This is a genomic window from Weizmannia sp. FSL K6-0777 (assembly GCF_038593185.1).
Taxonomy (GTDB): domain Bacteria; phylum Bacillota; class Bacilli; order Bacillales; family Bacillaceae_C; genus Weizmannia; species Weizmannia faecalis.
This window is the reverse complement of sequence record NZ_CP151971.1, coordinates 258,727-284,946: the sequence shown is the minus strand read 5'-3', so window position 1 is coordinate 284,946 and position 26,220 is coordinate 258,727. Positions and strand designations below refer to the sequence as shown.

General features: G+C 47.0%; 26 protein-coding genes, 1 pseudogene and 1 riboswitch. Of the genes and pseudogenes, 12 read left to right on the top strand and 15 right to left on the bottom strand.

Annotated elements, in window-relative coordinates; translation table 11 throughout:
* Positions 1–133: 133 nt before the first annotated feature.
* The 5 genes from NST70_RS01450 (at position 134) to NST70_RS01430 (ending at position 3,876) form a co-directional block, all read left to right on the top strand.
* Positions 134–1,180 carry an iron ABC transporter permease gene (locus NST70_RS01450; RefSeq protein ID WP_014096378.1) on the top strand — a complete coding sequence of 349 codons (1,047 nt, stop codon included), beginning with the start codon at positions 134–136 and terminating at the stop codon, positions 1,178–1,180.
* Entirely contained in the window at positions 1,180–2,205 is a 1,026-nt protein-coding gene (locus NST70_RS01445; protein WP_081355881.1) for an iron ABC transporter permease, read from the top strand. Before NST70_RS01450 ends, NST70_RS01445 begins: the two co-directional genes overlap by 1 nt.
* 139 nt (positions 2,206–2,344) lie before the next feature.
* Positions 2,345–3,127, top strand: coding sequence for a TSUP family transporter (locus NST70_RS01440; RefSeq protein ID WP_013858187.1), 783 nt, complete (start codon positions 2,345–2,347; stop codon positions 3,125–3,127).
* A 93-nt stretch (positions 3,128–3,220) separates the two neighbouring features.
* Entirely contained in the window at positions 3,221–3,562 is a 342-nt protein-coding gene (locus NST70_RS01435; RefSeq protein ID WP_014096380.1) for a multidrug efflux SMR transporter, read from the top strand.
* Positions 3,562–3,876, top strand: coding sequence for a multidrug efflux SMR transporter (locus tag NST70_RS01430; protein ID WP_014096381.1), 315 nt, complete (start codon positions 3,562–3,564; stop codon positions 3,874–3,876). The genes NST70_RS01435 and NST70_RS01430 overlap by 1 nt, the downstream gene beginning before the upstream one ends.
* Before the next feature lie 13 nt (positions 3,877–3,889).
* On the opposite strand, the gene NST70_RS01425 is transcribed toward NST70_RS01430, so the two are convergent.
* The 5 genes from NST70_RS01425 to NST70_RS01405 form a co-directional block, all read right to left on the bottom strand.
* Positions 3,890–4,819 (bottom strand): EamA family transporter, encoded by a 930-nt coding sequence (locus NST70_RS01425; RefSeq protein WP_014096382.1) that lies wholly within the window; start codon positions 4,817–4,819, stop codon positions 3,890–3,892.
* 143 nt (positions 4,820–4,962) lie between these two features.
* Positions 4,963–5,460, bottom strand: coding sequence for a thioesterase (locus NST70_RS01420; RefSeq protein ID WP_014096383.1), 498 nt, complete (start codon positions 5,458–5,460; stop codon positions 4,963–4,965).
* 132 nt (positions 5,461–5,592) lie between these two features.
* Positions 5,593–5,856 (bottom strand): hypothetical protein, encoded by a 264-nt coding sequence (locus NST70_RS01415; protein ID WP_014096384.1) that lies wholly within the window; start codon positions 5,854–5,856, stop codon positions 5,593–5,595.
* Positions 5,853–6,089: a hypothetical protein gene (locus tag NST70_RS01410; RefSeq protein ID WP_014096385.1), complete on the bottom strand. Its 237-nt coding sequence runs from the start codon at positions 6,087–6,089 to the stop codon at positions 5,853–5,855. The genes NST70_RS01415 and NST70_RS01410 overlap by 4 nt, the downstream gene beginning before the upstream one ends.
* 1 nt (position 6,090) lies before the next feature.
* Positions 6,091–7,020, bottom strand: coding sequence for an Rpn family recombination-promoting nuclease/putative transposase (locus NST70_RS01405; RefSeq protein ID WP_014096386.1), 930 nt, complete (start codon positions 7,018–7,020; stop codon positions 6,091–6,093).
* Between the two features lie 268 nt (positions 7,021–7,288).
* On the opposite strand from NST70_RS01405, the gene NST70_RS01400 reads away from it, so the two are divergent.
* Both NST70_RS01400 and NST70_RS01395 read left to right on the top strand, forming a co-directional pair.
* On the top strand, positions 7,289–8,374 hold the full coding sequence (locus tag NST70_RS01400; RefSeq protein WP_168985818.1) for a glycosyltransferase: 1,086 nt from the start codon (positions 7,289–7,291) through the stop codon (positions 8,372–8,374).
* The gene (locus tag NST70_RS01395) at positions 8,371–8,985 is read left to right on the top strand and encodes a glycerol-3-phosphate acyltransferase (protein WP_014096388.1); all 615 of its coding nucleotides are present in this window, start codon (positions 8,371–8,373) and stop codon (positions 8,983–8,985) included. The genes NST70_RS01400 and NST70_RS01395 overlap by 4 nt, the downstream gene beginning before the upstream one ends.
* Before the next feature lie 322 nt (positions 8,986–9,307).
* Here NST70_RS01395 and NST70_RS01390 read toward each other — a convergent pair whose 3' ends face one another.
* The 7 genes from NST70_RS01390 to NST70_RS01360 form a co-directional block, all read right to left on the bottom strand.
* Positions 9,308–10,351, bottom strand: coding sequence for a ribonucleotide-diphosphate reductase subunit beta (locus tag NST70_RS01390; protein WP_014096389.1), 1,044 nt, complete (start codon positions 10,349–10,351; stop codon positions 9,308–9,310).
* Positions 10,296–10,778 (bottom strand): flavodoxin, encoded by a 483-nt coding sequence (locus tag NST70_RS01385; RefSeq protein WP_014096390.1) that lies wholly within the window; start codon positions 10,776–10,778, stop codon positions 10,296–10,298. Before NST70_RS01385 ends, NST70_RS01390 begins: the two co-directional genes overlap by 56 nt.
* Positions 10,763–12,997, bottom strand: coding sequence for a ribonucleoside-diphosphate reductase subunit alpha (locus NST70_RS01380; protein ID WP_014096391.1), 2,235 nt, complete (start codon positions 12,995–12,997; stop codon positions 10,763–10,765). Before NST70_RS01380 ends, NST70_RS01385 begins: the two co-directional genes overlap by 16 nt.
* On the bottom strand, positions 12,948–13,166 hold the full coding sequence (locus NST70_RS01375; RefSeq protein WP_158657222.1) for a hypothetical protein: 219 nt from the start codon (positions 13,164–13,166) through the stop codon (positions 12,948–12,950). The genes NST70_RS01380 and NST70_RS01375 overlap by 50 nt, the downstream gene beginning before the upstream one ends.
* Positions 13,123–13,319, bottom strand: a riboswitch (cobalamin riboswitch). It overlaps the preceding gene by 44 nt.
* A 1,252-nt stretch (positions 13,320–14,571) precedes the next feature.
* Positions 14,572–14,793, bottom strand: a complete 222-nt coding sequence (locus NST70_RS01370; RefSeq protein WP_014096394.1) for a heavy-metal-associated domain-containing protein — start codon at positions 14,791–14,793, stop codon at positions 14,572–14,574.
* A gap of 21 nt (positions 14,794–14,814) precedes the next feature.
* Positions 14,815–16,758, bottom strand: coding sequence for a cation-translocating P-type ATPase (locus NST70_RS01365; RefSeq protein WP_035182737.1), 1,944 nt, complete (start codon positions 16,756–16,758; stop codon positions 14,815–14,817).
* A 202-nt stretch (positions 16,759–16,960) separates the two neighbouring features.
* Positions 16,961–17,713, bottom strand: coding sequence for a Crp/Fnr family transcriptional regulator (locus NST70_RS01360; protein ID WP_035182739.1), 753 nt, complete (start codon positions 17,711–17,713; stop codon positions 16,961–16,963).
* Between the two features lie 114 nt (positions 17,714–17,827).
* On the opposite strand from NST70_RS01360, the pseudogene NST70_RS01355 reads away from it, so the two are divergent.
* Positions 17,828–17,944: pseudogene (locus tag NST70_RS01355) on the top strand (ATP-binding protein); the annotation flags it as partial.
* Between the two features lie 13 nt (positions 17,945–17,957).
* On the opposite strand, the gene uvrC reads toward NST70_RS01355, so the two are convergent.
* Together uvrC and NST70_RS01345 are read right to left on the bottom strand one after the other, a co-directional pair.
* On the bottom strand, positions 17,958–19,043 hold the full coding sequence (uvrC, locus tag NST70_RS01350) for an excinuclease ABC subunit UvrC (RefSeq protein WP_052749688.1): 1,086 nt from the start codon (positions 19,041–19,043) through the stop codon (positions 17,958–17,960).
* Positions 19,040–19,501 (bottom strand): flavodoxin, encoded by a 462-nt coding sequence (locus tag NST70_RS01345; protein WP_014096398.1) that lies wholly within the window; start codon positions 19,499–19,501, stop codon positions 19,040–19,042. Before NST70_RS01345 ends, uvrC begins: the two co-directional genes overlap by 4 nt.
* A 766-nt stretch (positions 19,502–20,267) precedes the next feature.
* On the opposite strand from NST70_RS01345, the gene gnd reads away from it, so the two are divergent.
* The 4 genes from gnd to NST70_RS01325 all read left to right on the top strand — a co-directional run bounded on the left by gnd (position 20,268) and on the right by NST70_RS01325 (position 25,386).
* Positions 20,268–21,176, top strand: a complete 909-nt coding sequence (gene gnd, locus NST70_RS01340; protein WP_061565653.1) for a phosphogluconate dehydrogenase (NAD(+)-dependent, decarboxylating) — start codon at positions 20,268–20,270, stop codon at positions 21,174–21,176.
* Positions 21,177–21,236: 60 nt separating this feature from the next.
* Complete coding sequence (locus NST70_RS01335) at positions 21,237–21,929, top strand: GntR family transcriptional regulator (protein ID WP_017550602.1); 693 nt, start codon at positions 21,237–21,239, stop codon at positions 21,927–21,929.
* Positions 21,930–22,079: 150 nt separating this feature from the next.
* Complete coding sequence (gene gntK, locus NST70_RS01330) at positions 22,080–23,636, top strand: gluconokinase (RefSeq protein ID WP_061565654.1); 1,557 nt, start codon at positions 22,080–22,082, stop codon at positions 23,634–23,636.
* Positions 23,637–24,057: 421 nt separating this feature from the next.
* Complete coding sequence (locus tag NST70_RS01325; RefSeq protein ID WP_035190551.1) at positions 24,058–25,386, top strand: gluconate:H+ symporter; 1,329 nt, start codon at positions 24,058–24,060, stop codon at positions 25,384–25,386.
* Between the two features lie 91 nt (positions 25,387–25,477).
* On the opposite strand, the gene treR is transcribed toward NST70_RS01325, so the two are convergent.
* Positions 25,478–26,197 (bottom strand): trehalose operon repressor, encoded by a 720-nt coding sequence (treR, locus tag NST70_RS01320; protein WP_061565655.1) that lies wholly within the window; start codon positions 26,195–26,197, stop codon positions 25,478–25,480.
* Positions 26,198–26,220: the final 23 nt, after the last annotated feature.

Genomic DNA, 26,220 nt, shown 5'->3' with positions numbered 1-26,220 from the left:
AAAATATTGTAGACAGATAAATGATAATGATTATCAACATCAATTAAAGCGAAAATTTTTCATTCTGTCAATCTTTTTTCTTTTTGAATCATAAATTTTTAACCGTATCGAAATAGAAGGAAGGAAGTCAGGGATGGCAAAAGCGCACACAAGTAAAGCGGCACACCGCGTGCAGGATCAACCGTATAAAAAACGACTGGCTTATTTTATCCTCGGCTTCGGGTGGATTTTTATCATACTTGCCGTCGCGGGTTCCATTCAATTGGGTGCATCGAATGTCGGCTATACAACTGTATGGAAAAGTTTGTTTTTTTATGATGCAAACAACCCGGCCCATGTCGTCATCCATGAATTGCGGCTGCCGCGTGCCATTGCCGCTTTATGCGTCGGTGCCGGGCTGGCCGTTTCCGGTTCGGTCATGCAGGGAATGACGCGAAATCCGCTCGCATCCCCGTCTATTTTGGGGGTAACCTCGGGATCCCTTTTTCTTATGGCGATTGCCTATGCTTTTTTTCCGGGCATTTCTTACAAGAGCCTGATTTTCATATCTTTTGCCGGAGCCGGTTTGGGGGCGGCCCTCGTTTTTTTAATCACAGCTTTATCCAGAGGCGGGAACACCACTGTGAAGCTGGCGCTTGCCGGATCAGCCGTTACTTCTCTGCTTAGCGCCTTATCTACGGCGATCGGGCTTCGTTTCAACATATCAAAAGATTTGAGCTACTGGTATGCAGGCGGCGTGAGCGGTGTGCAATCCAGCCAGCTCAAGTATGTCATTCCGGCCATCATTGCCGGTGTGATTATCGCCATTGCCATCTCGCGCGCCGTCACCATTTTAAGCCTCGGGGAGGAAATCGCAAAAGGACTCGGCCAAAATACGGTATTTGTTTATATCGCAGGCATTGTGGCCGTTCTTTTGCTGACAGGGGCGGCTGTATCCATTGCCGGGATGATCGGGTTTGTCGGATTGGTCATCCCGCACATTACCCGCTTCCTTGTCGGATCGGATTATAGTTTGATCATCCCTTGTTCAGCGATTCTGGGCGCCCTTTTGTTGATCATTGCCGATGATGCTGCAAAAATGATCAATGCCCCTTTTGAAACACCAGTAGGCGCAGTAACCGCCATCATCGGCGTCCCATTCTTTCTCTATTTGGCACGAAGAGAAGGGGGCGGATTGTAGTGGAAAAACGGCTTGCAACCGACAAACGGAAATTCAGCATGCTTTGCACTATCCTACTTGTTTTGCTGATCGTCCTCTTTTTTGCCAGCATCCGGACGGGCACGATGAACATTCCGTTTCCGCAAATATGGTCTGCCTTTTTCGGCAGTGATGTTGGCAACCAGCGGATGACCTTGTTTGAATTCCGTCTGCCCCGGATCGTGCTCGCGATGCTGATTGGCGCCGGAATTGCCGTTTCAGGCGGCATTCTCCAGAGCATTTCCAGAAACCCGCTTGCAGATCCCGGCATTATCGGCGTGAATGCAGGGGCAAGCTTTTCCGTTGTATTATATACATTCTTTTTTAAAGGCACGGCCTTTCTTGCCGGGGTAGTTTCTATTTTTGTCATGCCGTTTTTCGCATTAACCGGCGCCTTTCTTTCGGCGATCCTCGTCTATTTGCTTGCAAAAAAAGGCGGAAGCGTGGCGCCCGGTCGTCTCGTTCTAACAGGTATTGGATTAAATGCGGCTTTTAATGCGGCAACAACAGTCCTGCAAATGAAAATGGATCCCCAAGATTTTACAAAAACGCTGACCTGGATATCCGGAAGCATTTGGGCAACAAACTGGGATTATGTCCTTGTCACTTTGGCCTGGCTGGTTGTTCTGCTCCCATTTGCTATATACAAAGCCCGTTACTTGAATATTATGCGTCTGGATGAGCCGGTCATCACAGGGCTCGGGGTGCCGCTTGAAAAAGAAAGGCTGAAACTTCTCGGGACCGCGGTCGGGCTGGCCGGATGCTGTGTAGCGGTCGGGGGCGGGATTACGTTTCTCGGCCTGATTGCGCCCCACATTGCCCGCGGGATTATGGGGACAAAACATGAATTTTCCCTGCCCTTAACGGCGCTGATTGGGGCAAACATTTTGCTTTTGGCTGATACAATCGGGAGAGTCGTGATACCTTCCATGGAACTGCCGGTCGGGATTGTCATTTCAATCCTCGGCGCACCATACTTTATTTATCTGCTGATACGGACAGCATAATGCATAATAGTAAAGCACACGGAAGTCCCTTATTCATTCCGTTGGAAAAATTTTGCACATGCCCAGAGCGGAAAGATATTTACAATTTTTAAATTTTTCGCTACGATAACAACAGTGATAAAAAAGGAAGGCTGATTTTATGATATTCGGGCTCGATCCATCCATGTTGGCACTGTTAGTTGGTTTTGGGTTTTGTGCAGCTTTTATTGATTCTGTTGTCGGCGGGGGCGGCCTGATTGCCCTGCCTGCCCTGCTGTTTACTGGGCTTTCGCCGTCTGCAGCGGTTGCTACCAACAAACTCGCGGGGACAATGGGGTCATTTACAAGCACATTTGTATTTTATCGTTCCGGGAAACTTGATTTATCTTCCATTTATAAAATGTTTCCGCTCACCTTTTTCGGTTCGATGCTCGGCGCTTACACCGTCCATCTCATGGATCCGGATGTGTTAAAACCATTGATGCTGATCATGCTTGCCGCAGTCGGCATCTATACGGTGACGAAGAAAGACTGGGGAAAAATCATGGCGTATAAAAAGTTATCCGTCCGCCGGCTGATTTTGTTTACGGCACTCATTTTTCTGATCGGTTTTTACGACGGATTTCTCGGCCCGGGCACCGGTTCCTTTTTAATGTTTGCCTACCTCATGATCGGGTTTGACTTTTTAAAAGCAGCCGGAAACGCGAAGTTTTTAAATTTTGGCAGCAATATCTCGGCCCTCCTTATGTTTATTTTTTTAGGGCAGGTTCATTATGCCTACGGGATTCCGATGGGCCTTGGGCAAATCGCCGGCTCCATCATCGGCTCGCGGTTCGCGATCAAAAAGGGGAGCGGCTATGTGCGCGCGCTGTTTATCGCCGTCACATTTTTGCTGCTTGCCAAAAATACATATGATTATGTACACGCGTTTCTTTTCGGCTGACAAAAAGGTTAGATGAAGGATCACGTTTTTGCCATGCAACCCGGGGGATGCTTTTTGTGCAGCTCGCCGGGATTTTTTATGGAGGTGTTTGAAATGAACAAGTCCTGGCTCATTGTTCTTGTTGGTGCTTTTTTCGAAGTCTTTTGGGTCATCGGGCTAAAGCATGCGGATAATTTGTTAGAATGGGCGGGCACGCTGGTTGCCATTACTGCAAGCTTTTACGCACTCATTGCGGCAAGCAAGGATTTGCCGGTCGGAACGGTGTATGCCGTTTTTGTCGGGCTCGGCACAGCCGGAACGGTTTTTTCCGGAATCGTATTTTTCGGCGAGCCGTTCAGTTTCATAAAAATTGTTTTGATTTTCATTCTGCTGGCGGGCATTATCGGCTTAAGGATTGCGGAAAATGAAAAAAGCAGCGGGGAGGCGGATTCTTGATGGCTTGGGCTTCTCTACTCATTGCAGGGTTATGTGAAATGCTCGGCGTGGCCGCCATGAATATGGTAAACCGCCGCCGCAATCTGCAGTCTGTGCTGCTCATGGTGCTTGCTTTCGGCGGAAGTTTTTTGTTTATGTCGTTTGCGATGCGGACATTGCCGATGGGCACGGCCTACGCCGTCTGGACAGGAATCGGTGCAGCAGGGGGCGCAATTGTCGGCATGTTATTTTTTGGAGAATCAAGAGACTGGCGGAGAATTGTTTTTATCACGATGATTTTAGGCGCAGCGGTCGGGCTGAAGCTGGTATCATGACCGCCACGCGGTGTTATGCATGTTTTCCTTTTAACGCCAAAATGAAAATGGTGCTGATAATCATCAGCGCACCGGCCCAGTCAAAAAAACCGAGCGGAACATGGAGCCACACCACAGTTAAAAATGCGGCGGAAAGCGGCTCTGCTGTGGCAAGTACGGTTGTTTCTGATGCACTTAAATATTTCAGCCCTTCCAAATAGCAAAGAAAGGCAACCAGCGTTCCAAATAAAATGACAAAAGCAATCCCCGGCACCGCGGCCGGAGAAAAGTTCCCAGCTGCATGCCACGGCGGATGAATGAAACTTAAGACCGCGCCCCCAATTAGCATCCCCCAGCCGACGGTTACGTCCGCACCCCATTGGTGAAGGAGCTTTATCGGCTGGAGTGTGTAAAAAGCAGCGGTAAAAGCCGTTAAAATACCCCAGAAAAGCGCTTTTCCCGAAATGGATAGCGTCGTAAAACTGCCGTGTGTGACAAGCAAAAATGTTCCGGCAACTGCAAGAAAGACGGCAAATAACGTACGCCGGCCAGGCATTCTCCTGAATCGGGCGGCCAGAAAACACGGCACAATGACACACTCGAGGCTTTGCAAAATGGTTGCTGTTGCTGCATTGCCGTACCGGATAGCGGCAAAATAGGTGTACTGGACGCCGAGCATGCCGAAAACCGCAAAAAAAATCAGATCTCTCCGTGAAGCCGGGTCTTTCCATACCCCTGTGACACGATTTCTTTCTCTTCCGTAACAAAATCCGAGCAAAAGCAGGCCGGATACAAGCAGCCGCATGACCGTGAGCCATTGCATATCCATTTGCAAATGCTGGAACAAATATTGCGCAATCGTACCGGATACACCCCATAGTACCGCGCCTGATAAAACAAGCGCGATTCCTTTCGCTCGTAGTGTATGCGCTTCTGTTGCAAGCTGCTGGACAACTTTTTCCAATCTATTCCCCATCTTTCTATTCTGTTTGGCTGTCTTGTGGAAATGGCGGTCCGCATCCGTGCCGGTTGCCCGGAAGATGCTTTCCATGCTGCTTGATTGTTTTTACCCGGCGCATCTTTCAAGGACCGATGCCGCGCTAGGCTTTACTGCTGTTTTACTTTCTCCCTGAATTTTTCCGGCATCATCACCATGATAACTTCCCCTGTTACGACCACTTTATCTTCCGCAAATACTTCTGTGTTGATCCGGTACTTTTTGGGATGGATCTCGGTAACGGTTCCTATTGCCTTAAGCGGCACACCAAGCGGGGTAGGGTGTTTATATTCCACTTTTAATGTGCCGGTTACAAACCGCGGCGGCTCTGTCCCGTCGCCAAGTTCGTTGCCGTTTTTCCGGAGCACATACAGCGATGCGGAACCGGCGCTATGGCAGTCAATCAGCGATGCTACGATCCCTCCGTAGGCAAACCCCGGGATCCCCCCCATATATTCAGGAAGCGGCGTATAAATCGTGATGGTTTTGTCCCCCAGCCAGCCCGTGCGAAAATGATGGCCTTTTTCATTCAGCCGCCCGCAGCCGTAACAAGTTGCAAATGAATCGGGATAGTAATCCTGAACTGCCTTTGTAACACTTTCCTCCATTTCCTCACCCCTTTTTTATTCTATTTAAAATTATAATACATTTTGCACGAAATTTTAACAGCTGTATTTTTAGAAAGTTTGGCCATATAAAAAGCACCGGCAAACAGATGTCCGGTGAAAATCTTTTTTTACTTATAAATTTTCCAGTTGCTGTTTTATTTTTTCCACTTCTCTCTGGCTCAGGCCAGTTTTTTCCACAATTAATTGAAGCTCCATACCCTCTTGCAACATTTTGATGGCAATTGGAATCGTTTGTAACATTTCTTTTCTCTCTTCTTCTCTTCCCTTCTCTACTCCTATTTCAATTCCTTCCTCTTTCCCCTTCTTATACCCGCGGTCAAAATAGGAATTCGGCAGCTTCAATACTTGCTCTGCCTCGTCATAACTCGGGTTCAAGGCTTTTCCCCTTCTATCTGCCTTTTGATCTTCATGATCTCGTCTTCACTCAAGCCGGATCCCTGGGCAATGACCTTCACATCCACTTGATTTTTTAGAAAATTGATAATCAATCGTTCTCTTTCTTTTTCTCTGCCTTCCTCTTTCCCCTTCTTATACCCGCGGTCAAAGTAAGAATTTGGCAAGTCCAGGACAACTTCTTTTCCATCCACACCAGGCAGCCTGACTTCCATCTTATGAATGCTCCAATTGTTGTTTTATTTTTTCCACTTCTCTCTGGCTCAGGCCAGTTTTTTCCACAATTAATTGAAGCTTCATACCCTCCTGCAACATTTTGATGGCAATTGGAATCGTTTGTAGCAATTCTTTTCTTTCTTCTTCCCTTCCTTCTTCTCTGCCTTCCTCTTTCCCCTTCTTATACCCGCGGTCAAAATAGGAATTCGGCAGCTTCAATACTTGCTCTGCTTCGTCTGGATCCAGCATTTTAATGTTTTCCATTACTTCCGCCTCCTCTTTTTCGTTCAATTTTAAATAATAATCAAAGAAACCGTGTAACAGCCTCATTTTTGCAGGGTCAAGTTCCATCCGGGCCAGCATCCGCAGAAACTCCAGTTTGACCTGCACCCGTTCTTTTTCTGTATACCCCATTTTGCTTAATAATGCCGCGGCAACAGGGTTGTTGCTCCGGATATAATTTCTCCAATTTTGTTTCATCAGATGAATGGATAAATAGTGAAAACGAAGAATTTCAATGTTGTGGAACGCAAAGGTGTATGTATCAGGGGTTTCTGTTTTCTCCTCGTAACTAAAAACGGCAATCGGCAATACCGGTTTCCGGTGCCGGAGACTGATCATCATGTAGTAACGAAACATGCGTTCAGGAAAAGGTTTCTCGTAATACGACTGCGGCTCTACATGGATGAGAATCACGGTATCTTTGCCTTTTACCTTCGTTTCGGCAAGGATGTCAACCCGTTTTTGCTCACCGCCCGGAAAGTCCGTAAACTGTTCCTGCGACAAAAACCGCACCCGGCGGTAGTCGAGATCCGCTGAAAGATCCGGGAAAAACGCCTCCATAAACTCCTGAAAAAAGTTTTGGATCAGCTCCTTAAAAAAACGATCATGCACGTGATAACCGGCATGTTTTTCCATTACAAGTTCCAAAGGCAGCACTCCTTTTCTTATTTTTCAGTTTTATTATAAAGGACAAACGTTCGTTTTTCAAGTGGTGGGCACACTATTTTTTCAAATTTCATCTGCCATGCCCTCAGAACAGGAGGGGCAGACGCAAAACCATCATTCTATCTGCATGCTAACTTTTTCCTTCCGGGAAGCCCTGATGTAAAATAGAGATACAAAATTCATCTTAACTGCTTTGCCATACAAATTTACCCTACGTTCACTCTATACAGCAGAACAGGAAGTGGTGAACATGTCTGCCATTTTATTCTGGTTTATTTTATGCGGCCTGCTGACGGGATTCGTCCTTTTCCGTAAGCCCCCTTTACCGCAAGCACACGGCACAGCCGGGCGGGAAAAGATATCCGTTATTATTCCGGCAAGAAATGAAGAAAACACCCTGCCTGCCCTGTTGGATTCTTTAAACAAGCAAACAACCAAACCCGGTGAAATCATTGTGGTGGACGACCATTCCGAAGACAAAACAAAAGAAACAGCAGAAAAATTCGGTGTCACCGTCGTTTCTGCGCCTGATCTTCCGGATGGATGGACCGGAAAAACGTGGGCCGTCTGGAACGGTTACGTGAAATCCACCGGGGATCTGCTTATCTTTCTCGATGCCGACATCCGCCTTGCTGAACACGCCATCAGCTCTCTTGTTACAGCACAAAAACAGCAGGGAGGCGCCATCTCTGTCGTTCCATACCATCTTACTGAAAAATTTTATGAGAAACTGGCAATGGTTCTGAACCTGCTCGGGATTTTCTCATTCACCTCGCCGTTTGAGCGCCTAAACCGACAAAAAGGGCTTTATGGTGCCTGTATTTGTGTATCAAGAGAAGATTATGACAAAATTGGCGGGCACGGGAATATCCGCGCTGAAATGCTGGACGACCTGAACTTAGGCGCCCGTTTTCAACAGGCTGGCATTCCGGTCACCAATTTTACCGGAAGCGGGCTCGTCTTCTTCCACATGTATCCCGGCGGTTTCAGCCATGAGCTGCAAGGATTTGCAAAAGGGGCGGTGTTAAGCACATCAGCCATTCATCCTTTTACAATTGCGGCTGTAGTTTTCTGGATTCTCGGTCTGCTCATATCCGAGCTCGGCTGCTTCTCCGGCATCCCTTACTTTGTTGCGGGGTATTTGCTGTATGCCGCCCAAATCTATTATTTTAACCGGCATACGGGAAACTTTGGCATCCTGCATCCTTTATTTCACTTTTTATCGATGATTTTTTTCCTGGTTGTCATCCTGTATTCCCTTTATCAGTCCCATTTTCGTAAAAAAGTGCTTTGGAAAGGCAGATACATTGATGTGGGAAGGGGGCAAAACAAATGACTTTTTTATTATCAGCACTTTGTTTTCTTTCCGGTTCGCTGATGTTTTCTTACTGGATCGGCTTGTTATTAAACGTCAATATTCGCAAAACCGGGGACGGAAACCCTGGTGCAGCAAACCTTTGGAAAAAAGCCGGTTACAAATTTGGGCTGCTTGGCATTGCGGGTGACTTCGGCAAAGGTTTTCTTCCAGTTTGGCTGATCATAAAATCGGGGGCGGTCCCATCGCACAAGGCGTTGATTCCCATTGCCCTGGCACCGATTGCCGGGCATGCCTTTTCCCCTTTTTTAAAGGGAAACGGTGGAAAAGGCCTTGCCGTAAGCTTCGGCGTATGGAGCGCATTGACCAAATTTCGCATATCCCTCACTTATGCCGTTATTCTTGCATGCTTTTATGTCCTAGCAAAGGTGGTGAAAAAAGGCAAAAAAACAACCAGCAGTGAAGACAGCCTGCAAACGACAACCGGATTCCTGCTGCTATCCCTCTTTCTCATTTTTCAAAAATATCCTCGTTTTCTCTTATGGATCTGGCTAGGCAACTTCATCATCCTGCTGTGGAAAAATAAAAAAGCGCTCATGCGTTTGAAAAAGGAAAAGCATTTCACCACGTAATTGGGGCTTGCTGAACGAATCCAATTCTGAGTTTGCACCCCATTTGTCCGTAAACGCTGTCTAAAAATATCTCGTTTGTATTGGCTTTTGAATGCAAGTTTTTCCCTAAATTGGTTGTAAAACCCTTGCATTTAAATTTTTGCCAAATCCGTCAGCATCCTTGCCAAATCTAGAAATTTTGCTTATTCAGCAAGCCCTAGTTGGCATGCAAAAAGCGGGAATCACTCCCGCTTTTTTGCTAGTGCCATCCATCAGATCTTTTTTTGCCGTTTTCTTTCCGAAAATATTTTTTCACCGTGCTGCAAACTGTGTTCTAGACAGATTACAGCTCATCAAATCCGTTCAAATCGCTCACTTTTGTATAAGAACGGGACTTTTGTTCAAAGAAATCCGTTTTGGTTGCATCGAAATTATCAGCATAGGCGCGAATCCATTTCATCGGATTTTCAACATGTTCCGGGTACAGCTCGCTTAATCCGATCATGCGCAGCATTTTATTGGCACGGTATTTAATAAAACCTGCCATTTCCTCAAGATCGATCCCTTCCACGTCCTGGAGCACGTATTCCGACCACTCGGTTTCCAAGTCAACGGACTCGCGGAACCGGGCATATACCCAATCGGAAAAGGCCGGCGTGTTCAATTCCGGATGTTCGGAAAGCACCGCGCGGATCAGTTCCGAAATAAAGCGCCCGTGTTCCAGCTCATCGCGGTTAATATAACTGATCATCGTCGATGTGCCGACCATTTTGTTCTGCCGCGCCAGATTATAAAAGAAAGCAAAACCGGAATAAAAGAACAACCCTTCCAGCAGTGTCGAATACACGAGCGTTTTCACAATATCTTCCACATCCGGCTGCTGGGCAAACGCATTGTATTGCTCCATCAGTTTTTTGTTTCGCTTTAGCAGCACCGGATCTTTCCGCCCGATTTCAAACGCTTCATTTTGTTTATCAAGGGACACGACGGACGATAAAATATAAGAATAACTCTCATTGTGGACAGCTTCCTGCTGGGCAATCACCGCCAAAATCGATTGGATGGACGGATCGGTCGCATACAGTGAAGCAAGCAAAATCGTCCTCGTTTGTGAAGAATCGAGCGTTGCCAGCAGGCTGATGATTTTCAAAAACGTTTCCTGCTCTTTTTCCGATAACAGCGGGAATTGTTTCACATCTGTTGACATATTCACTTCATCCGACTGCCAGTAATTCCCCAACAATCGTTTATACGTCTTATACCAGTGCGGATAAGCAAGATCATTCCAGTTTAAAATTCCGCTTGACTTTCCTCCGAATAAGGCAGTCGCTTTATTCGGGTGAACCGGATCCAACGTTTTCGCTTTTTCCAGCAAAGCGTTTGACATCTTCCAGCACTCCTTCTATCCATTTTTCCACTTCTTTTTCCTGGCTTCCCCTCGGAGACTGTTCAATTTTTAACGGTTCCCATGGGCTATTATAAAATTTTGCAAGTTTGCGGGCGGCCAGGCAGAATAAATCATCACCGCCAAATTGCGTTTCCCCCGTTCCAAACACAGCGACATTGGGAGGTTTCCAGCCAATTTCCAGAACAAAATCCTTCACTTCTTCAGGCGTGGCGCCCCGTTCCCATGTGAAAGTTCCGACCAGGATCAAATCATAGTCGCGCGGCGAAAACGGCGGGGAAATGCCGATTTCGTGCATGTCCACCGCCATCCCGCGCGCCCTGCACCAGGATGCCAGCAGTTCCGCCGTTTCTTTTGTATTGCCGCTATAGGATAAGTACGCAATCAGCACTTTCAACTTTGGCACCACTCGCATTCTTCCACTTCATTGGAGGTCGAGCGCACATAATAGGTCGTTTTCAAGCCGGACTTCCAAGCTTGCAGATGGAGATCAAGCAACACTTGCGCGCGGATATTGTACGGCACATAAAAATTGAAAGAGATGCTCTGGTCAATATGTTTTTGCCTTGCCGCATTCTGCCGGACGGACCATCGTTGGTCAAGTTTATAAGCCGAACGGCGGTAAATGTTGTACGTCCGGTGGTCTAAATCAGGCGCTGTAACCGGAAATCTGTAATCCTTTTTTTCTTCCATATAATAAGGCTGGAAAACCGGGTCAATGCTTGCTGTCGAGCCGGCAATAATCGAAGTGGTCGCATTCGGTGCAACCGCCATTAAATATCCGTTCCGCAAGCCGTATTTTTTCACTTCTTCAGCAAGCGCCAACCAGCGTTCACTTGTGTAGCCTTTACCGGTAAAATAAGCGCCGGTGCTCCACTTGCTGCCTGGAAATGCCGGATAGCTGCCTTTTTCCCTGGCTAATTCCATGCTGCTTTTAATCGCATAGTAGGCAATGTTTTCGTACAGTTTATCCGCATATTCGACGGCTGCTTCCGTTTCCCATTCAATTCCCTCAAGTGCCAGCAAATGATGCCAGCCAAACGTGCCAAGCCCGACCGCACGGTACTTTTTGTTCGTGATTTGCACTTGTTTAATGGGCAACGTATTGACATCAATCACATGATCGAGCATGCGGACCTGGATGCGGATAAGCCGTTCGAGCACCCCGTCCGGGACAGCTTTCCCAAGATTGATGGAACTCAAGTTACAGACGACATAATCCCCGGAACGGTATTTCTTTACGATCACATTTTCTTCTTTGATCCATTCTTCAATCAGCTCAGTCGGGGACTGGTTCTGGGCAATTTCCGTGCATAAATTGGAGCAGTAAATGATCCCTTTGTGGCTGTTCGGGTTTTGCCGGTTCACTTCATCGCGGTAAAACATAAACGGCGCTCCTGTTTCAAGTTGCGATCTCATGATGCGCTTCATAATCTCGATCGCCGGAACTTTCCTTTTCGAACGGAGATCGGCATGGATGCACGCCTCATATTTTTCACGCCAGCTCCCTTTTCCCTTCTCTTCATCGTAAAAATCTTCAAGAGCAAACCCCATGACTTCTTTTACTTCATGCGGATCAAAAACATACCAGTCCCCGCGCTTTTCCACCTGTTCCATAAAATAATCTGGGATGCACACGCCTGTATAAATATCGCGGGCACGGAGCCGGTCATCGCCGTTATTTAACTTCAAATCGAGAAAATCTTCAATGTCGCGGTGCCACACATCGAGGTAGACGGTAATGGCGCCTTTTCTTGTCCCGAGCTGGTCAACGCTCACTGCCGTGTTGTTCAGTTGTTTGATCCACGGCACCACACCACTCGACATGCCCGGGAAACCTTTAATCGCGCTTCCCCGTCCACGGATTTTTCCCATATACACACCGATCCCGCCGCCGTTTTTCGAAAGCTGGGCGATGTCGGTGTTACTGTCATAGATTGATTGCAGGCTGTCCGCCACTGTATCAATGAAACAACTCGAGAGCTGGCCATGCGTTTTGCCCGCATTCGCGAGCGTCGGGGTTGCGACCGTCATGTACAGATTGCTGAGTGCCCAGTACGCTTCCTTCACATGTTCCATCCGGGTTTCCTGCTGTTCATCCTGCATCAGGTACATCGCAATCACCATCCAGCGCTCTTGCGGCAGTTCATAGACATGCTTTTCAAAATCACTTGCCAGATAACGGGTTACGAGCGTATAGAGGCCGGGATACGTAAAAAGCAAATCCTTCTCCGGGTCGATTAGGCGGCCGAGCGTTTCTATTTCCTGCTTTGTATATTTGTCAAGCAGTTTTGGAGAATAAATGCCTTTTTCTACCAGCTGCCTGATCAAATCATAGAAAGACCCGTACTTGAGGGTTGGATCATAATGCCGGTTTTTGGCGGCTTCGGCATAAAGCTTATGTAAGTAAATTCTCGCTGCAAAGAATGTCCAGGCCGCACCTGCTTCATCGATATTTTCAAGGGCATGTTTAATAAGTAGATCTGTTTTTTCCACCAAAGAGGCATCCTGGTCCCATAACTTTAAAATCTTTTCCTTATAAGCGCCGGTTTCAATCTCCAGGCCTGCAGACATTTGATCAATGAGCTGCAAAATCATTTCTTTTGATTCCAGTTGAATAGATATCACGTTTTCTCCTCCCTTTTTTGAACGCAAAAAAACCGTTCATTTCAGGGGGATGAACGGCAAAAACGGCAGAAAAACAGCATCCGTGATCATCTGTTTTACCGTTTCCCGTTCCCGCACCCCGAAGAATAGAAACTTCAAGTATTGGCAGGTCTCCTGGCTTGTGTTTCATTCTAATGAAGCCCTTCCCATACCGCCGCCAAAAAAAGCAGCCGGTACAGTGGTTTGCTCTTTCGTCCACACTGACAGTTGCGGGGGCAGCTCCGGTTTCCCACCGGATTCCCTTTTCAGGCATCTCAAAGCCACCAATACTCGCATACTATATTTAGTATTTTTTTGTTTTAGAATTTCTATATGTTGTTATCCTACCATATTCGACAAAAGATATCAATCCTCAGTTACGTTGAATATGTTTCAAGTTTGTCCGTAAAAAGATGCCGAATACGGAGCAGCCTTCTTCGCCTTTTTCCTTAAGGAATGGATTTTCACAGTCCGTTATCCATTTTAGACGATTGAGGGAGCAGGTACAATACATCGGTTTGACTTTACCCATTAAATTTCTCCCCCACACATGACATTGCAAAAAACCAGAAGCACAATGGCAAAAATTTTAAGCGTTTCCTTCTCATAGGGGCGCTCTTCGTAAAGCACTGGTGAAAATGTGGGCTGCTGCCTTCACATAGAACCCGGCTACGTTAAGGGAGCATGGAAAAACGAAGGCCTTTCTTCACATAGGGCGCGGCTATGTTAAGGAAGCGTGGAAAAATGAAGGGCTTTCTTCACATAGAGCCCATCTACGTTAAGGAAGAACGGAAAAATGAAGATCTTCCTTCACATAGGGCGCGGCTATGTTAAGGAAGCTTGAAAAAACGGAGGTCTTCCTTTACATAGAGGGCGGCTACGTTAAGGAAACACGGAAAATTGACGGCCTTCCTTTACATAGAGTGCGGCTACGTTAAGAAAGCTTGAAAAAATGACGGCCTTCCTTCACATAGAGCCCGGCTACGTTAAGAAAGCTTGCAAAATTGACGGCCTTCCTTCACATAGAGCCCAGCTACGTTAAGGAAGAATGCAAAAACGACGGCCTTCCTTCACATAGAGCCCGCCTACGTTAAGAAAGCATGCAAAAACGGAGGTCTTCCTTCACATAGAACCCGGCTATGTTAAGGAAGCTTGCAAAATTGACGGCCTTCCTTCACGTAGAACCGGCTACGTTAAGAAAGCATGCAAAAACGACGGCCTTCCTTCACATAGAACCCGGCTACGTTAAGAAAGCATGCAAAAACGACGGCCTTCCTTCACATAGAGCCCAGCTACGTTAAGGAAGCACGAAATAACGAAGATCTTCCTGTTAAGGAAGCTTGAAAAAAACGGAGGCCTTCCTTCACATAGAACCTGTCTACGTTATAGAGGCAATCCCGATTAGCCCGTTATTCCCGCCCCTTTCAAGCAGCAGTTGCAAAAATGAAAAAGTTGATCCAACAACCGCGACCTTTCTGGGCTGATTCGTATACGTCTTTCAGGTTGCAAAAAAAGAAAAGGTTGGGACCAACAACTGGCCTCAACCTTATCCTTTTTTAATTCGTCTTCACTGCTTGAACTTGATAGCCTGTTTTTTCAACGATTTCTTTCAATTCATCTGCCGAAACCTTTGCCTCGTCAAAATCCACTTTTGCTTTGCTGGCGTTGAAAAGTACTTTCACATTTTCCACACCTTCCACTTTGTCCAGCGCGCCTTCTATTTTTTTCATACAAGACGGACAGGTTAACGTTTCTAATTGCATCACGGCTTTTTTCATTCCGTTTCCCTCCTTTTGTTTTTATTTTACATGCCGCACTGGTTTCCGTAATTGATCTCCATCAAGTTGGCCGATTTTGCTGATCTTGAACTTCTGCCGTCCGCCCTTTGGTGCAAATCCGATCAACCGCATTGCATTTAGAATAACAGCTAAAACGCTTCCTTCATGGACAAACATCCCGGCTGCAAGGTCTACTTGTCCCCGAAGAACACCAACAAGCAAAAATACGACGACCGAAAGTGCAATTGCTATATTCTGTTTCATATTCCGCATCGTTTTTTTCGACAGGGCAAAGGCATGGGCATATTGGGAAAGCTTGTCTGCCATCAAAACGATATCAGCCGTTTCGATAGAGATATCCGTTCCGCCTTTCCCCATGGCAAGCCCGATATCTGCCGTTGCAATCGCAGGGGCATCATTCATGCCGTCTCCTGCCATCGCCACAACAGCTCCTTCCTCTTTCAGTTTCTTCACATAGTCCACTTTTTCATCCGGAAGCAGCTCTGCATGAAAGGCATCAATACCCAATTGGTTGGCGACGGCTCGGGCGGTATGGCGGTTATCGCCTGTTAACATGACGATCCTTTTGATCCCGGCAGCGCGCATGTCCTCCAAGGCAGCCCGGGCATCTTCACGGATTTGGTCGGCGATGGACAGAATGGCTTCCAACTTTCCATTGACCGCAATAAAAATAGCAGTATTCCCCATTTTTTCACGATCGGTTGCGTAACTGCCCGCTGATGGAGAAATGGTGATGCCTTGTGCTTCCATCAATTTGCGGTTCCCCACAGTAATGGCTATGCCATCAATGGTTGCCGTCATGCCTTTCCCTTTTATCGCTTCACCTTCCTGCAAGTGATACCGGTTAAACGGGATGCCCCTTGCTTCTGCTTCTTTCACAATCGTTTGGCCGAGCGGGTGTTCAGAAACGGTTTCCGCCTTGGCCACAAGCCCGAGCACTTCCTCTTCGCGCCTTGTGCCAAGCAGGTGCAAATCCGTGACTTCCGGCTTCCCTTTTGTCAGCGTGCCGGTTTTATCAAATACGAGCGTATCCACTTTTGACAGTTTTTCCATCACATCCCCGCCTTTGATCAGCGCACCGTGTTTCGCGCCGTTTCCAATTCCCGCTACGTTTGACACGGGAGCGCCAATCACGAGCGCACCTGGGCAGGCAATGACCAGGAAGGTAATCGCTTTGTGAAAATCACGGGTAAAAACAAACACGGCGAGTGCAAGGATGACAATCGCCGGTGTGTAATAGTTTGCAAACCGGTCGAGGAAACGTTCGGTTTTCGATTTTGCATCCTGTGCTTCTTCCACCAGTTCAATCATCTTTGCAAAGGTTGTGTCATTCCCGACCTTTTCAGCGATCATTTCGATATAGCCGTTATCTAAAATCGAGCCGCTAAAAACAGGATCGTTTTCTTTTTTCATGACGGGTGCCGGTTCCCCGGTAACCGCTGATTCGTTCACGAATGCCCGGCCCTTTGCAATGGTCCCGTCAACCGGAATTTTGCCGCCCGGGAGGACAACCAGCTTGTTCCCTACCCGGACGCGATCTGCGGCCGTTTTTTTTCGGGTTCCGTCTTCTTGAAGCAAGATCGCTTCCTGCGGGGCCATATCTGCCAATTGCTTTAAAGACGAACGGGTTTTCTTTAATGTCCTGGCTTCTAAATAATCGCCGAACAAAAACAGAAGAGTGACGGCTGCGGATTCCATATATTCGTGGATCAGGAAGGCACCTGCAACCGCCACCGTAACGAGCAACTCAATACTGAACGTTTTCATCCTCGCCGCTTGCCAGGCTTTGATGGCGATGGGAAGGACAGCAGCAACGGTTGCCGCCATCAAAAAACCGTCCCTCCAGGCGTAAAAGCCCATCCAGTTCATCCATAAACCAAGAACGATCAAAACGCCGGCGATCCATGCCAGATGATGCTTATGTTGATGGATTTGTTCTAACATTGGAACTCCCCCTCACCTGTTATACGATTATTTTAAAAGAGCCACTTGCTTTCATCATTGACCCTTGTCAAGATTTTTTTAAAAATACACCGCAGGCCGGGTCCATTGAAAAAATGCGCAGGCAAAATTTTGGACACACAAAAAGCGGCGGGTCACCATTATTAGTGGTTTCCCGCCGCTTGTTTATTTTTTCAGCACTTTTTCAGTGGTGGCCGCCGGCTGACGTTGCCTCATCTGCATACAATAACAGCTCGTCCAAGTCAGGAATTTTGACTTTCTTATTTGGCAACTGTTCTATTAATCCCTGTTTTTCCAGATTTGTAAACTTTCGGCTGATGGTTTCGGGGGTTGTTCCAAGATAAGAAGCCAAATCTTTTTTAGACATTGGCAAGGCAATCACTGTATCATTCGTCCCGCTTTGTTCCACACAACTGGCTAAAAAGGAGATGATTCTGGATTCCACATTTTCGACCGCTACCCGGGCCGTTTGTTTTTCCGATTCTTCCAAACGCTTTGTGATTTCCGTTAAGATTTTTAAAGCGATTTGGGGATATGCCAGCAAATAGGCTTGAAGGTCCTTCTGTTTCATCCTGCAGATGGTCGAATCCTGCAGGGCCTCTGCGTAATTTTCATGAATTTCCCCCGGTTGAAAAACAGCCAGCTCGCCGGTAAAATCACCCGGATTTAATATGCGGACAAGCTGCTCCTTTCCCGAATCTGCCAACCGGTAAATCCTTACTTTTCCGGTATGGATAATATACAGCGTATCATCTCTTTCCCCTGCCCGGAAAAGTATTTCCCCCTTTTGTAATGCCAGCGTTTCAACAGACGCCCCGATCTTCGCCATCTGTTCTTCTTCCAGATGGTTGAAAATAGGCACGAGCCGTATGCATCCCGCATGGCTTTTACAACCATGCCCGGGATGGGAACCATGGATATGATGATGGCACTCCATGTGATGAGCCCCCTAAAAAAAATTTAGTTTTGCCCAAGCTCTTATTGTCATATGATGATGGCTTAGCTTCTCATGCCATTTTACCCGGAAAACGCTTTACAGACAAGTGATCCCGGCCTCGGTATGGCGATTACAAAACAGCTCGTGGAACTTCACGGGGGCTCTATCAATGTAAAAAGCGAACCTGGCAAAGGCACTGCAGTACGTATTCTTTTGCCGATATTGCCGTGAAATATGCGGCAGTCTACACCGTTTCAAGTTCCATTAACGAAACCTTTTCTTCCAGCGCAATACGCGCATTTTTAGTTGCCAGCTGCACCATTTCTTTTTTCTGCCCGCGTTTCGGCTGCACGATACGGGCGGAAACGCATATTTTGGCCGCTTCCTTCCCAACTGCAGCCGGAATGAGCATTTCCTTTGGCAACGCATTGCCACTCTTGCCATAAAAATGCTGTAAAAAGTCAAGAAATGCCCTTTTCGGTTCCTTGCTTCCAATTGACCTGAAAATAACCTCCCGCTCCATAATCCTGCCGTCCCGCATATAAAAAACGTGGACACACATGAACCCGTCTTGAACAGCAAAGCCGAATATATCCCGGCTTACAGGGTCGCTCAGCACGATATTTTGATCTTCCATGGTCACTTCAATTTGCATGATTTGTTCCTTCAGTTGTTCCGCTTTTTCAAAATCAAGCTTTTTTGCTGCCTGCAGCATTTCTTTTTTCATGTCTTTTAAAACTGCTCGGTAACCGCCGTGGAAAAAATGGACAATTTTGCGGATTTGTTCCTTGTATTCTTCTTCACCCACTTCCCTTGCACAGGTGCCAATGCACAGTCCAAGCTGGTAATACAGGCAGGGGCGGGTGCTTGATTCCGGACAACGCCTGAGCGGATAAAGCCTGTCCAGTACTTTTTTTGTCTCCGCTGCCGCCCGGGCATTCGGAAACGGGCCGAAATATTTCCCTTTATCACGGCCTGCTTCACGCGTTAAAATGAGCTGGGGGTGCCGTTCATCCGTAATTTTGATAAAGGGGTAGCTTTTATCATCTTTTAGCATAATATTGTATTTCGGCCGGTACTGCTTAATCAGATTCATTTCCAGCACCAAAGCCTCCGTGTTGGTCGCTGTGACGATCCATTCCAGATCAAAAATCTCTCCGACAAGCTGGGTTGTTTTTTCATCATGGGAACCGGTAAAGTAAGAGCGTACCCGGTTTTTCAGCTTTTTTGCCTTTCCAACATAAATGATTTCCCCTTCCCGGCTTTTCATCAAATAGCATCCCGGCTCTTCTGGCAAAAGGGAAAGCTTGTGCAGGATGACGGTGTTCATTGCTGCACAAGCCCCAGCTCGCGGCAGCGCAAATCAAGTTTCCGGGCAAAATCTTTGCAGGCGGTTTCGATTTCCTCATCCGGGACGACATCCACTTTTAACCCGTCCAAAAGCAGCTCGCACCCCTGCTTTTTCAATGCTTCCTCCATCGTATCCACCGCGGTGGCGAAATGCTCGTAAAAAGAGTCGCCGGCGCCAAACACCGCACCTTTTTTGCCGGTTAAATCGACTTCCGGAAGTTCCTCATAAAAATCGATCATCTCATCCCAAAGATCGCCCTCGTCCCATGTATTTGCGCCGATCAGAATCAGATCATAACCGGTAAGTTCATGCGCGCTTGTATTGGTTGATTCTGCTATATCAACGGCATAACCCGCTTCTGTCAGGGCTGCCGCAATTTGTTCTGCCATAAATTCGGTTGTACCTGTCATGGTTGAATACACAATGATCGTTTTCATCTTTTTTCACTCCGATCTGTTGAATTCCCCCTCCCTTTATTCTATATCAATTGTGAAAATCTGCATTTGATCTGCATCAAGTTTAGATACCAACTGAAAATTTCCATGCGGACCGGCGGGCATATCTCTCAGACTATGAAAAAGTTGAAATCGAAAATATTTTACTTTCCCGCAACAAAATGGCCATTTTTTAAAGGAATTTCCTTATTGTTTGATTAATAATGATAGATGAAGAATTGGTAAAAATGTGATGGAAAAAGATGGACAGGCATTACGCGGATTGGTAAAAAGTGTTAATAAAAAGGGGGCCGGGTCATGAAAAAAAGTACAAAAATTATGTTGTTTACAATTATTGGAATACTATTGTTCCTTTGGGTTGTTGGCATAATAAGCTTCTACTCAATATGAGTACAATTAAGAAAGAATCAAAGAGTAAAAAGCCTCGAAACAGCTTAAGAGCCTTTCTTTAGACCTCTAGCCGTTTTGAGGCTCCACACTTAACGGAGGTAAAGCTCTTGGAGCGTCTGGGGAGATCCGATCCAGTTTTATACCACCTGAAACTTCCCATTCCGGATCGATGGAACGCTTGTATGCAGATAAGTGGAAAAAATAGGAATACATTCTCTTCCTTGACAACCCCTGTTCGATCAACTATGATGGATTTGAAAACGAAAACATTTTACTTTTTCACAAAAAAGAAAGCGCTCACGATTCAACTTGTCGACAAGTATACTAATCTTACAATCTTACGAGAGGAGGATCTCTTATGGAAATCGGGATCGTTGGACTTGGAAAAATGGGGTTGAATTTATCACTCAATATGCTGGATCATCAAGTGGATGTAAAGGCGTATGACACGTCCAGAGATGCAACCGCACTGTTGTCATCCCTTGATTCACGGGCAAAATGCTTTCCTTCATTGGAAGCGCTGATCCAAAATCTTGAAGCCCCTAGAAAAATTTGGGTGATGGTGCCGTCCGGGGAACCGACAAACGAAACCATTCACAAGCTCAGCAACTTGCTCAGCGCCGGCGATATTGTAATTGACGGCGGCAACTCTCATTATACCGATTCATGCAGGCATTATACTTTGCTTCAAAACAAAGGCATTCATTTTCTTGATGTCGGCACGTCCGGCGGGATCAACGGAGCCCGGAATGGCGCCTGCCTGATGATCGGGGGAGACAAGCCGGTATTTGATCAGTTGGAGCCCCTTTTTGAAAAAATTTCAGAAAAAGACGGGTATTTATACACCGGAAAACCGGGAAGCGGCCATTTCCTCAAAATGGTGCATAACGGTATTGAATACGGCATGATGGAAGCATTGGCTGAAGGATTTGAAATTCTCGAGAAAAGCCCGTATGACTACGACAACCAGGCTGTTGCAAAAGTGTGGAACCACGGATCCGTCATTCGCAGCTGGCTTGTTGAACTATTGGAAGATGCATTTTCAAAAGACGCCCATCTCGATGAAATCAGTGGTGTCATGGCATCATCCGGGGAAGGCAAATGGACGGTTGAAACCGCACTTGATTTGCAAGCATCCATACCGGTCATTGCCTTATCCTTGATGAACCGGTACCGTTCCCTTGAAAAAGATACTTTTACCGGCAAAGTCGTTGCCGCACTCCGGAATGAATTTGGCGGACATGCAGTAACCCGGTCCGGCCAGTAAGCCGCACTGAAACGGAGACAGGCTTTTCGGATCAAATTTACACGAACGGGAGTTTTGAATATGCTACAGTTCCCTGAACAATGGATGAAAAATGCTTCTCTTGGCGAGCAGATCGCAAATGAATTGCGCCTGCTGATCCTTACAAATGAAATCAAGCCTGGTGACATCATTTCCGAAAACCAGATTGCCCGGAAATACGGGACGAGCCGTTCGCCGGTCCGTGATGCATTGAAAGCCCTTGCCAACGACGGTCTTATTCAATTGGAAAGAATGGGCGCCCGCGTACTGGGAATGGGGCTGACAGATATTCATGAACTGTACGACGTACGTGAAATGATTGAGATTTTTGCGCAGCAAAGAGTGTCTGCTGCTCCTCAGGAACAGTTGATCCAATTCCTGAACGAGACGATCGATAAAATGAAGATTGCAGCAAAATACGAGAATCACAGCGATTTCGCCTATTACGATTTTTCTTTCCATGATCGGATCATCCGCCATGCCGGCCATAAACGGATCTTGAATCTTTGGAATGGCATGAAGTCCTTGATCATGGCCGTACTCCTCGTGACAACGGAAGATGTTTTTGCCCACGGCCCTGACCATCTGGCATGGGTCATTGAAAAACACCGGAAAATCGTAAACAGCCTTTTAACCGGAAATGAAGAAAACGTGGAACAATCTGTTTCTGCTTATTTTAAAGACTCAAAAAGAACACTCGATAAATCTTTTCCGGCAGAGGGAAAAACGGAGTAGGCGCAGCCCGCATGGCGCAGGGTTTTATGTTTCCATTCCTTTTCGGCAATCTGGCCCGGCGGCATCGCTTTTTATTACATTCAAGTTGTCGACAAGTATTCAATGAATTTGCTACGTTCGCTTTAACATACTAAAAAGGAGGCTTTTACGATGCATGACGCCTGTATGATAGGGGTTGATATCGGCACAACCAGCACCAAAGCTGTACTTTACAAAACCGATGGAACCATCATCGCAAATGCCAATCAAGGTTATCCGTTGTATACGCCGGATGCATTTACTGCAGAACAGGATCCGGAGCAGATTTTCCAAGCTGTCCTTCATACCATTCAGGCTGTTACAGCGAAGAGCGGCCAAAGCCCCGAAACAATCCGGTTTGTCAGCTTCAGCTGCGCCATGCACAGTGTCATTCCTGTAGATCGGGAAGGCAAACCGCTTATGCGCTGCATCACCTGGGCGGATAACCGGAGCATCGGCTGGTGCCGCAAACTGAAAGAAGAATTGGGTGGCCATGAAATCTATATGCGGACGGGGACGCCGATCCATCCGATGTCCCCATTGCCAAAACTGATGTGGCTGCGGCATGAAAGGCCTGAAATCTTTCAAAAAGCAGCAAAATTTATTTCAATTAAAGAATATGTTTTTTACCGTTTGTTCCATCAATACGTTGTCGATTATTCCATTGCCTCCTGCACCGGTCTGATGAGAATGGACACCTTGTCCTGGGATGAAGAAGCATTAAAACTGGCCGGATTAACAGCGGACCGGTTATCCAAACCTGTTCCGACCACACAGATCATGAGCGGGCTTGATCCCCAATATGCAGACCAAATGGGGTTGGGCAAAGATACGCCATTTGTGCTCGGCGCAAGCGACGGTGTGCTTTCAAATCTCGGCGTGGACGCGATTGATCCGGGCGTTGTTGCAGTCACCATCGGCACAAGCGGCGCGATCCGGACCGTACTGGACCATCCTGCTGCTGATCCAAAAGGCAGGCTTTTCTGCTATGAATTGACGGAAGATAAATGGGTGGTAGGCGGGCCTGTCAATAACGGAGGCGGCATATTGAGATGGGCAAGGGATGAATTTGCAGCTTCCGAGGTTGAAACGGCAAAGCGGCTTGGCATCAGCCCTTATGATGTGCTGACAAGAATGGCATCGCGTGTGAAGCCGGGTGCGGACGGGTTAATTTTTCAGCCGTATTTCAGCGGTGAACGCGCACCGTTGTGGAACCCGAATGCCCGGGGTGCCTTCTTCGGCCTCACTCTGCATCATGAAAAACAACATATGATCCGGGCCGTACTGGAGGGCATTATTTACAACCTTTACAGTGTCATGCTGGCCATGAAGGAAAGAACCGGAGAACCGGTACGGATCCAGGCAACCGGGGGATTTGCCCGTTCACCGCTTTGGCGCCAGATGATGGCAGATATTTTCAATCAGCCGGTCAATGTCCCGGAAAGTTTTGAAAGTTCATGCTTGGGGGCGGCGGTACTTGGTTTGTATGCGGTAGGAGAAGCGGACAGTCTGGATGTCGTTTCCACAATGGTTGGTTCTGTACACAGCCATCAGCCGATTCCGGAAAACGTGGCGGTTTATGAGCAGCTATTCCCGATCTTCATCCGCCTTTCGCGCAAACTGAACGATGAATGGAACGATATTGCTGCTTTTCAACAATCGCAATTTGGAACAGACGCGGAAACATGAACGATATAAGCTGAATTTGAGTTTTTATATCAAACCCGAGCACCCATGCATGATGCCTATTTTTACAGCAGGCAACAGTACTGCGATATTTTTGTGCCTTTTATACAGGTATTGACCGCGGCTTGAATAACCGTTCCGCCTTTGCATAACGAATGCGGGGCAAGCATGAGCCACGATTTGAAGCTTCCATTGCCTGACGCCAGCCGCGTTTTAAAGCCGCAGATGAATGCCGGCTCTAGCCGGGTATTTTCGCCGTTTGAACCGGGAACGCTTTTTAGCCGGTTCCAAAAAACAAGTCCTATTTATACATCAGCGGTGTTGCGGCCGGGGGAAGGGCCCCCTGTTTTGCATCAACGGATAAGAGGCATTCGCTTCATCAGCAATCGTACCCTAAAAATTATTAAAGAAAGCAGTGATTTTCATGAGCAGTGCGTATCTCATCACGATAACCATCCTTGCCATTGTACTCGTCATTGTCGGGGTCACATGGTTAAAATGGCATGCATTCATCAGTCTGTCGGTTGCAAGTTTGGCTCTTGGCCTTGCAGCCGGACTGCCAATCACAAAAATTGTGACAGATTATGAACAAGGTGTCGGGGGTATTCTCAGTTCATTGCTGGGGATTCTTGCACTGGGCACCATTCTAGGGAAAATGATGTCCGAATCAGGCGCCGGTATACAGATTTCAAATTATTTCACCCGGGCATTCGGTGACCGGAATCTTCCATGGGCCACTTTCTTTGCCGGCTTGATTATCAGTATTCCGGTATTTTTTGAAGTCGGCCTTGTCATTTTACTGCCGCTTGTGATTGCGATCCAAAAAACAACGAAGAAAAATCTTTTGCTGATTGCGATCCCGATGATTTCTGCTTTATCCATTTCACACGGCATCGTCCCGCCCCATCCGGGAGCAATGGCAGCGATCGGTATTTTTCATGCCGATGTGGGGCAGGTTTTGCTTTATTCATTGATTGTCGCTTTGCCGGCCGGTATCATTGGCGGCCCGTTATTTGCTCATTACATTAGTAAACGGGTAAAACCGGAAACAGAACCGAAAGTAGTGGCGGCAAATGTTTCGGCAACATCTTATCCGTCTGTCGGGGTTTCCTTTTTTACGATTTTACTGCCAATTATCTTAATGATCGGAACGGTTATTGTACCGTTCGTCCGGATGCCTGCCCAATTGGCCCATTTTTTAAATTTTATCGGAAACCCGTTGATTGCATTATTGATTTCAGTGTTTGTCGCTTATTATTTGCTTGGGACCAGACAGGGCATCGGGCGGAATTTGATCAATAAACTGACCGGGGAGTCCCTCGCTCCTCTTGCCTCGATCATGATGATCATCGGTGCAGGCGGGGCATTTAAACAAGTGCTGATTTCCTCCGGTGTCGGTGATGCGATTGCCCATGTTGCCACGCAATGGCAACTTTCCCCGCTTGTCATGGCCTTTGTTGTAGCCGGCCTGATCCGGATCGCAACCGGTTCTGCGACTGTCGCACTGACCACGGCAGCAGGCATCGTCGATCCGATTGTCGTCCATATGACGGGGATCAATCTTCCGCTGTTGGTTATTGCAACCGGTGCAGGATCACTCATGTTCTCCCATGTCAACGATGCCGGTTTTTGGCTTGTTAAAGAATATCTCGGGCTGTCTGTCAAACAGACGTTTAAAACCTGGACCGTATTGGAAACCTTGTTGTCGTTTGCAGCATTCTTTATTGTCCTGATCATCAATCTGTTTGTATAATCAGGAAAAACACGGGAGGATTCCTCCATGCACAAAAATACCCTGGCGAACATTGCCAGGGTATTTTGCACTTGGCTTTAAACAAATCCGCTTACCGGTGCTCCCGCCTCGCGAAATCGACAAACCGGAATTTGTCCAGCCTGTGGCGCGATTCGGTATATTGCAAAAGGCTTGCATCATCCAAATAAACATGGTTCCGGACAACGACGACATGATTGTACTCGTCCATGTCAAGATACTTGTAGTCTTCCTCTGTTGCTTTTTCGACTGTGATTTCTTTTTTCGCAAAGCTGATCACAAGGCCGAGTGTTTTTTCAAAATACTGGTAGAGCGAGATTTCACAAATATCTCTTGTAATCGACGGGACAAACTTTTTCCGGATGTAATCCTTATCCAAAATGATGTTCTCATGGTCAATTTCCCGCGACCGGACTACCTGCCATACTTCTTCTTTTCCGGATATTTTCAACTGCCGGGCCAGGGCATCGTCCGGTCTGATGAGGACAAGTTCATGGACATTCGTGCGCCATGGCTTCCCTGAGCTTTCCGCAATTTCACGGAAGCTGACAAGGCCTGAAACCGGAAAATCAAACTTTTTTACGTCCAGTACAACAGAACCTTTTCCCCGGATTTTTTGAATATAGCCATTCTGGGATAACAGATTGAGGGCTTTCCGGATCGTCTCCCTTGAAGCCCCGAATTGTTCCGCCAAAATATGCTCGGATGGCAGGAGGCTGCCTGCTTCCATCTCCCCGTTTTCGATTTTTTCAGCAAGCTGATGGTAAATCGTGTAATACTTGTTTTCTTTCATTTGGGATCACCACTTGTATTGTA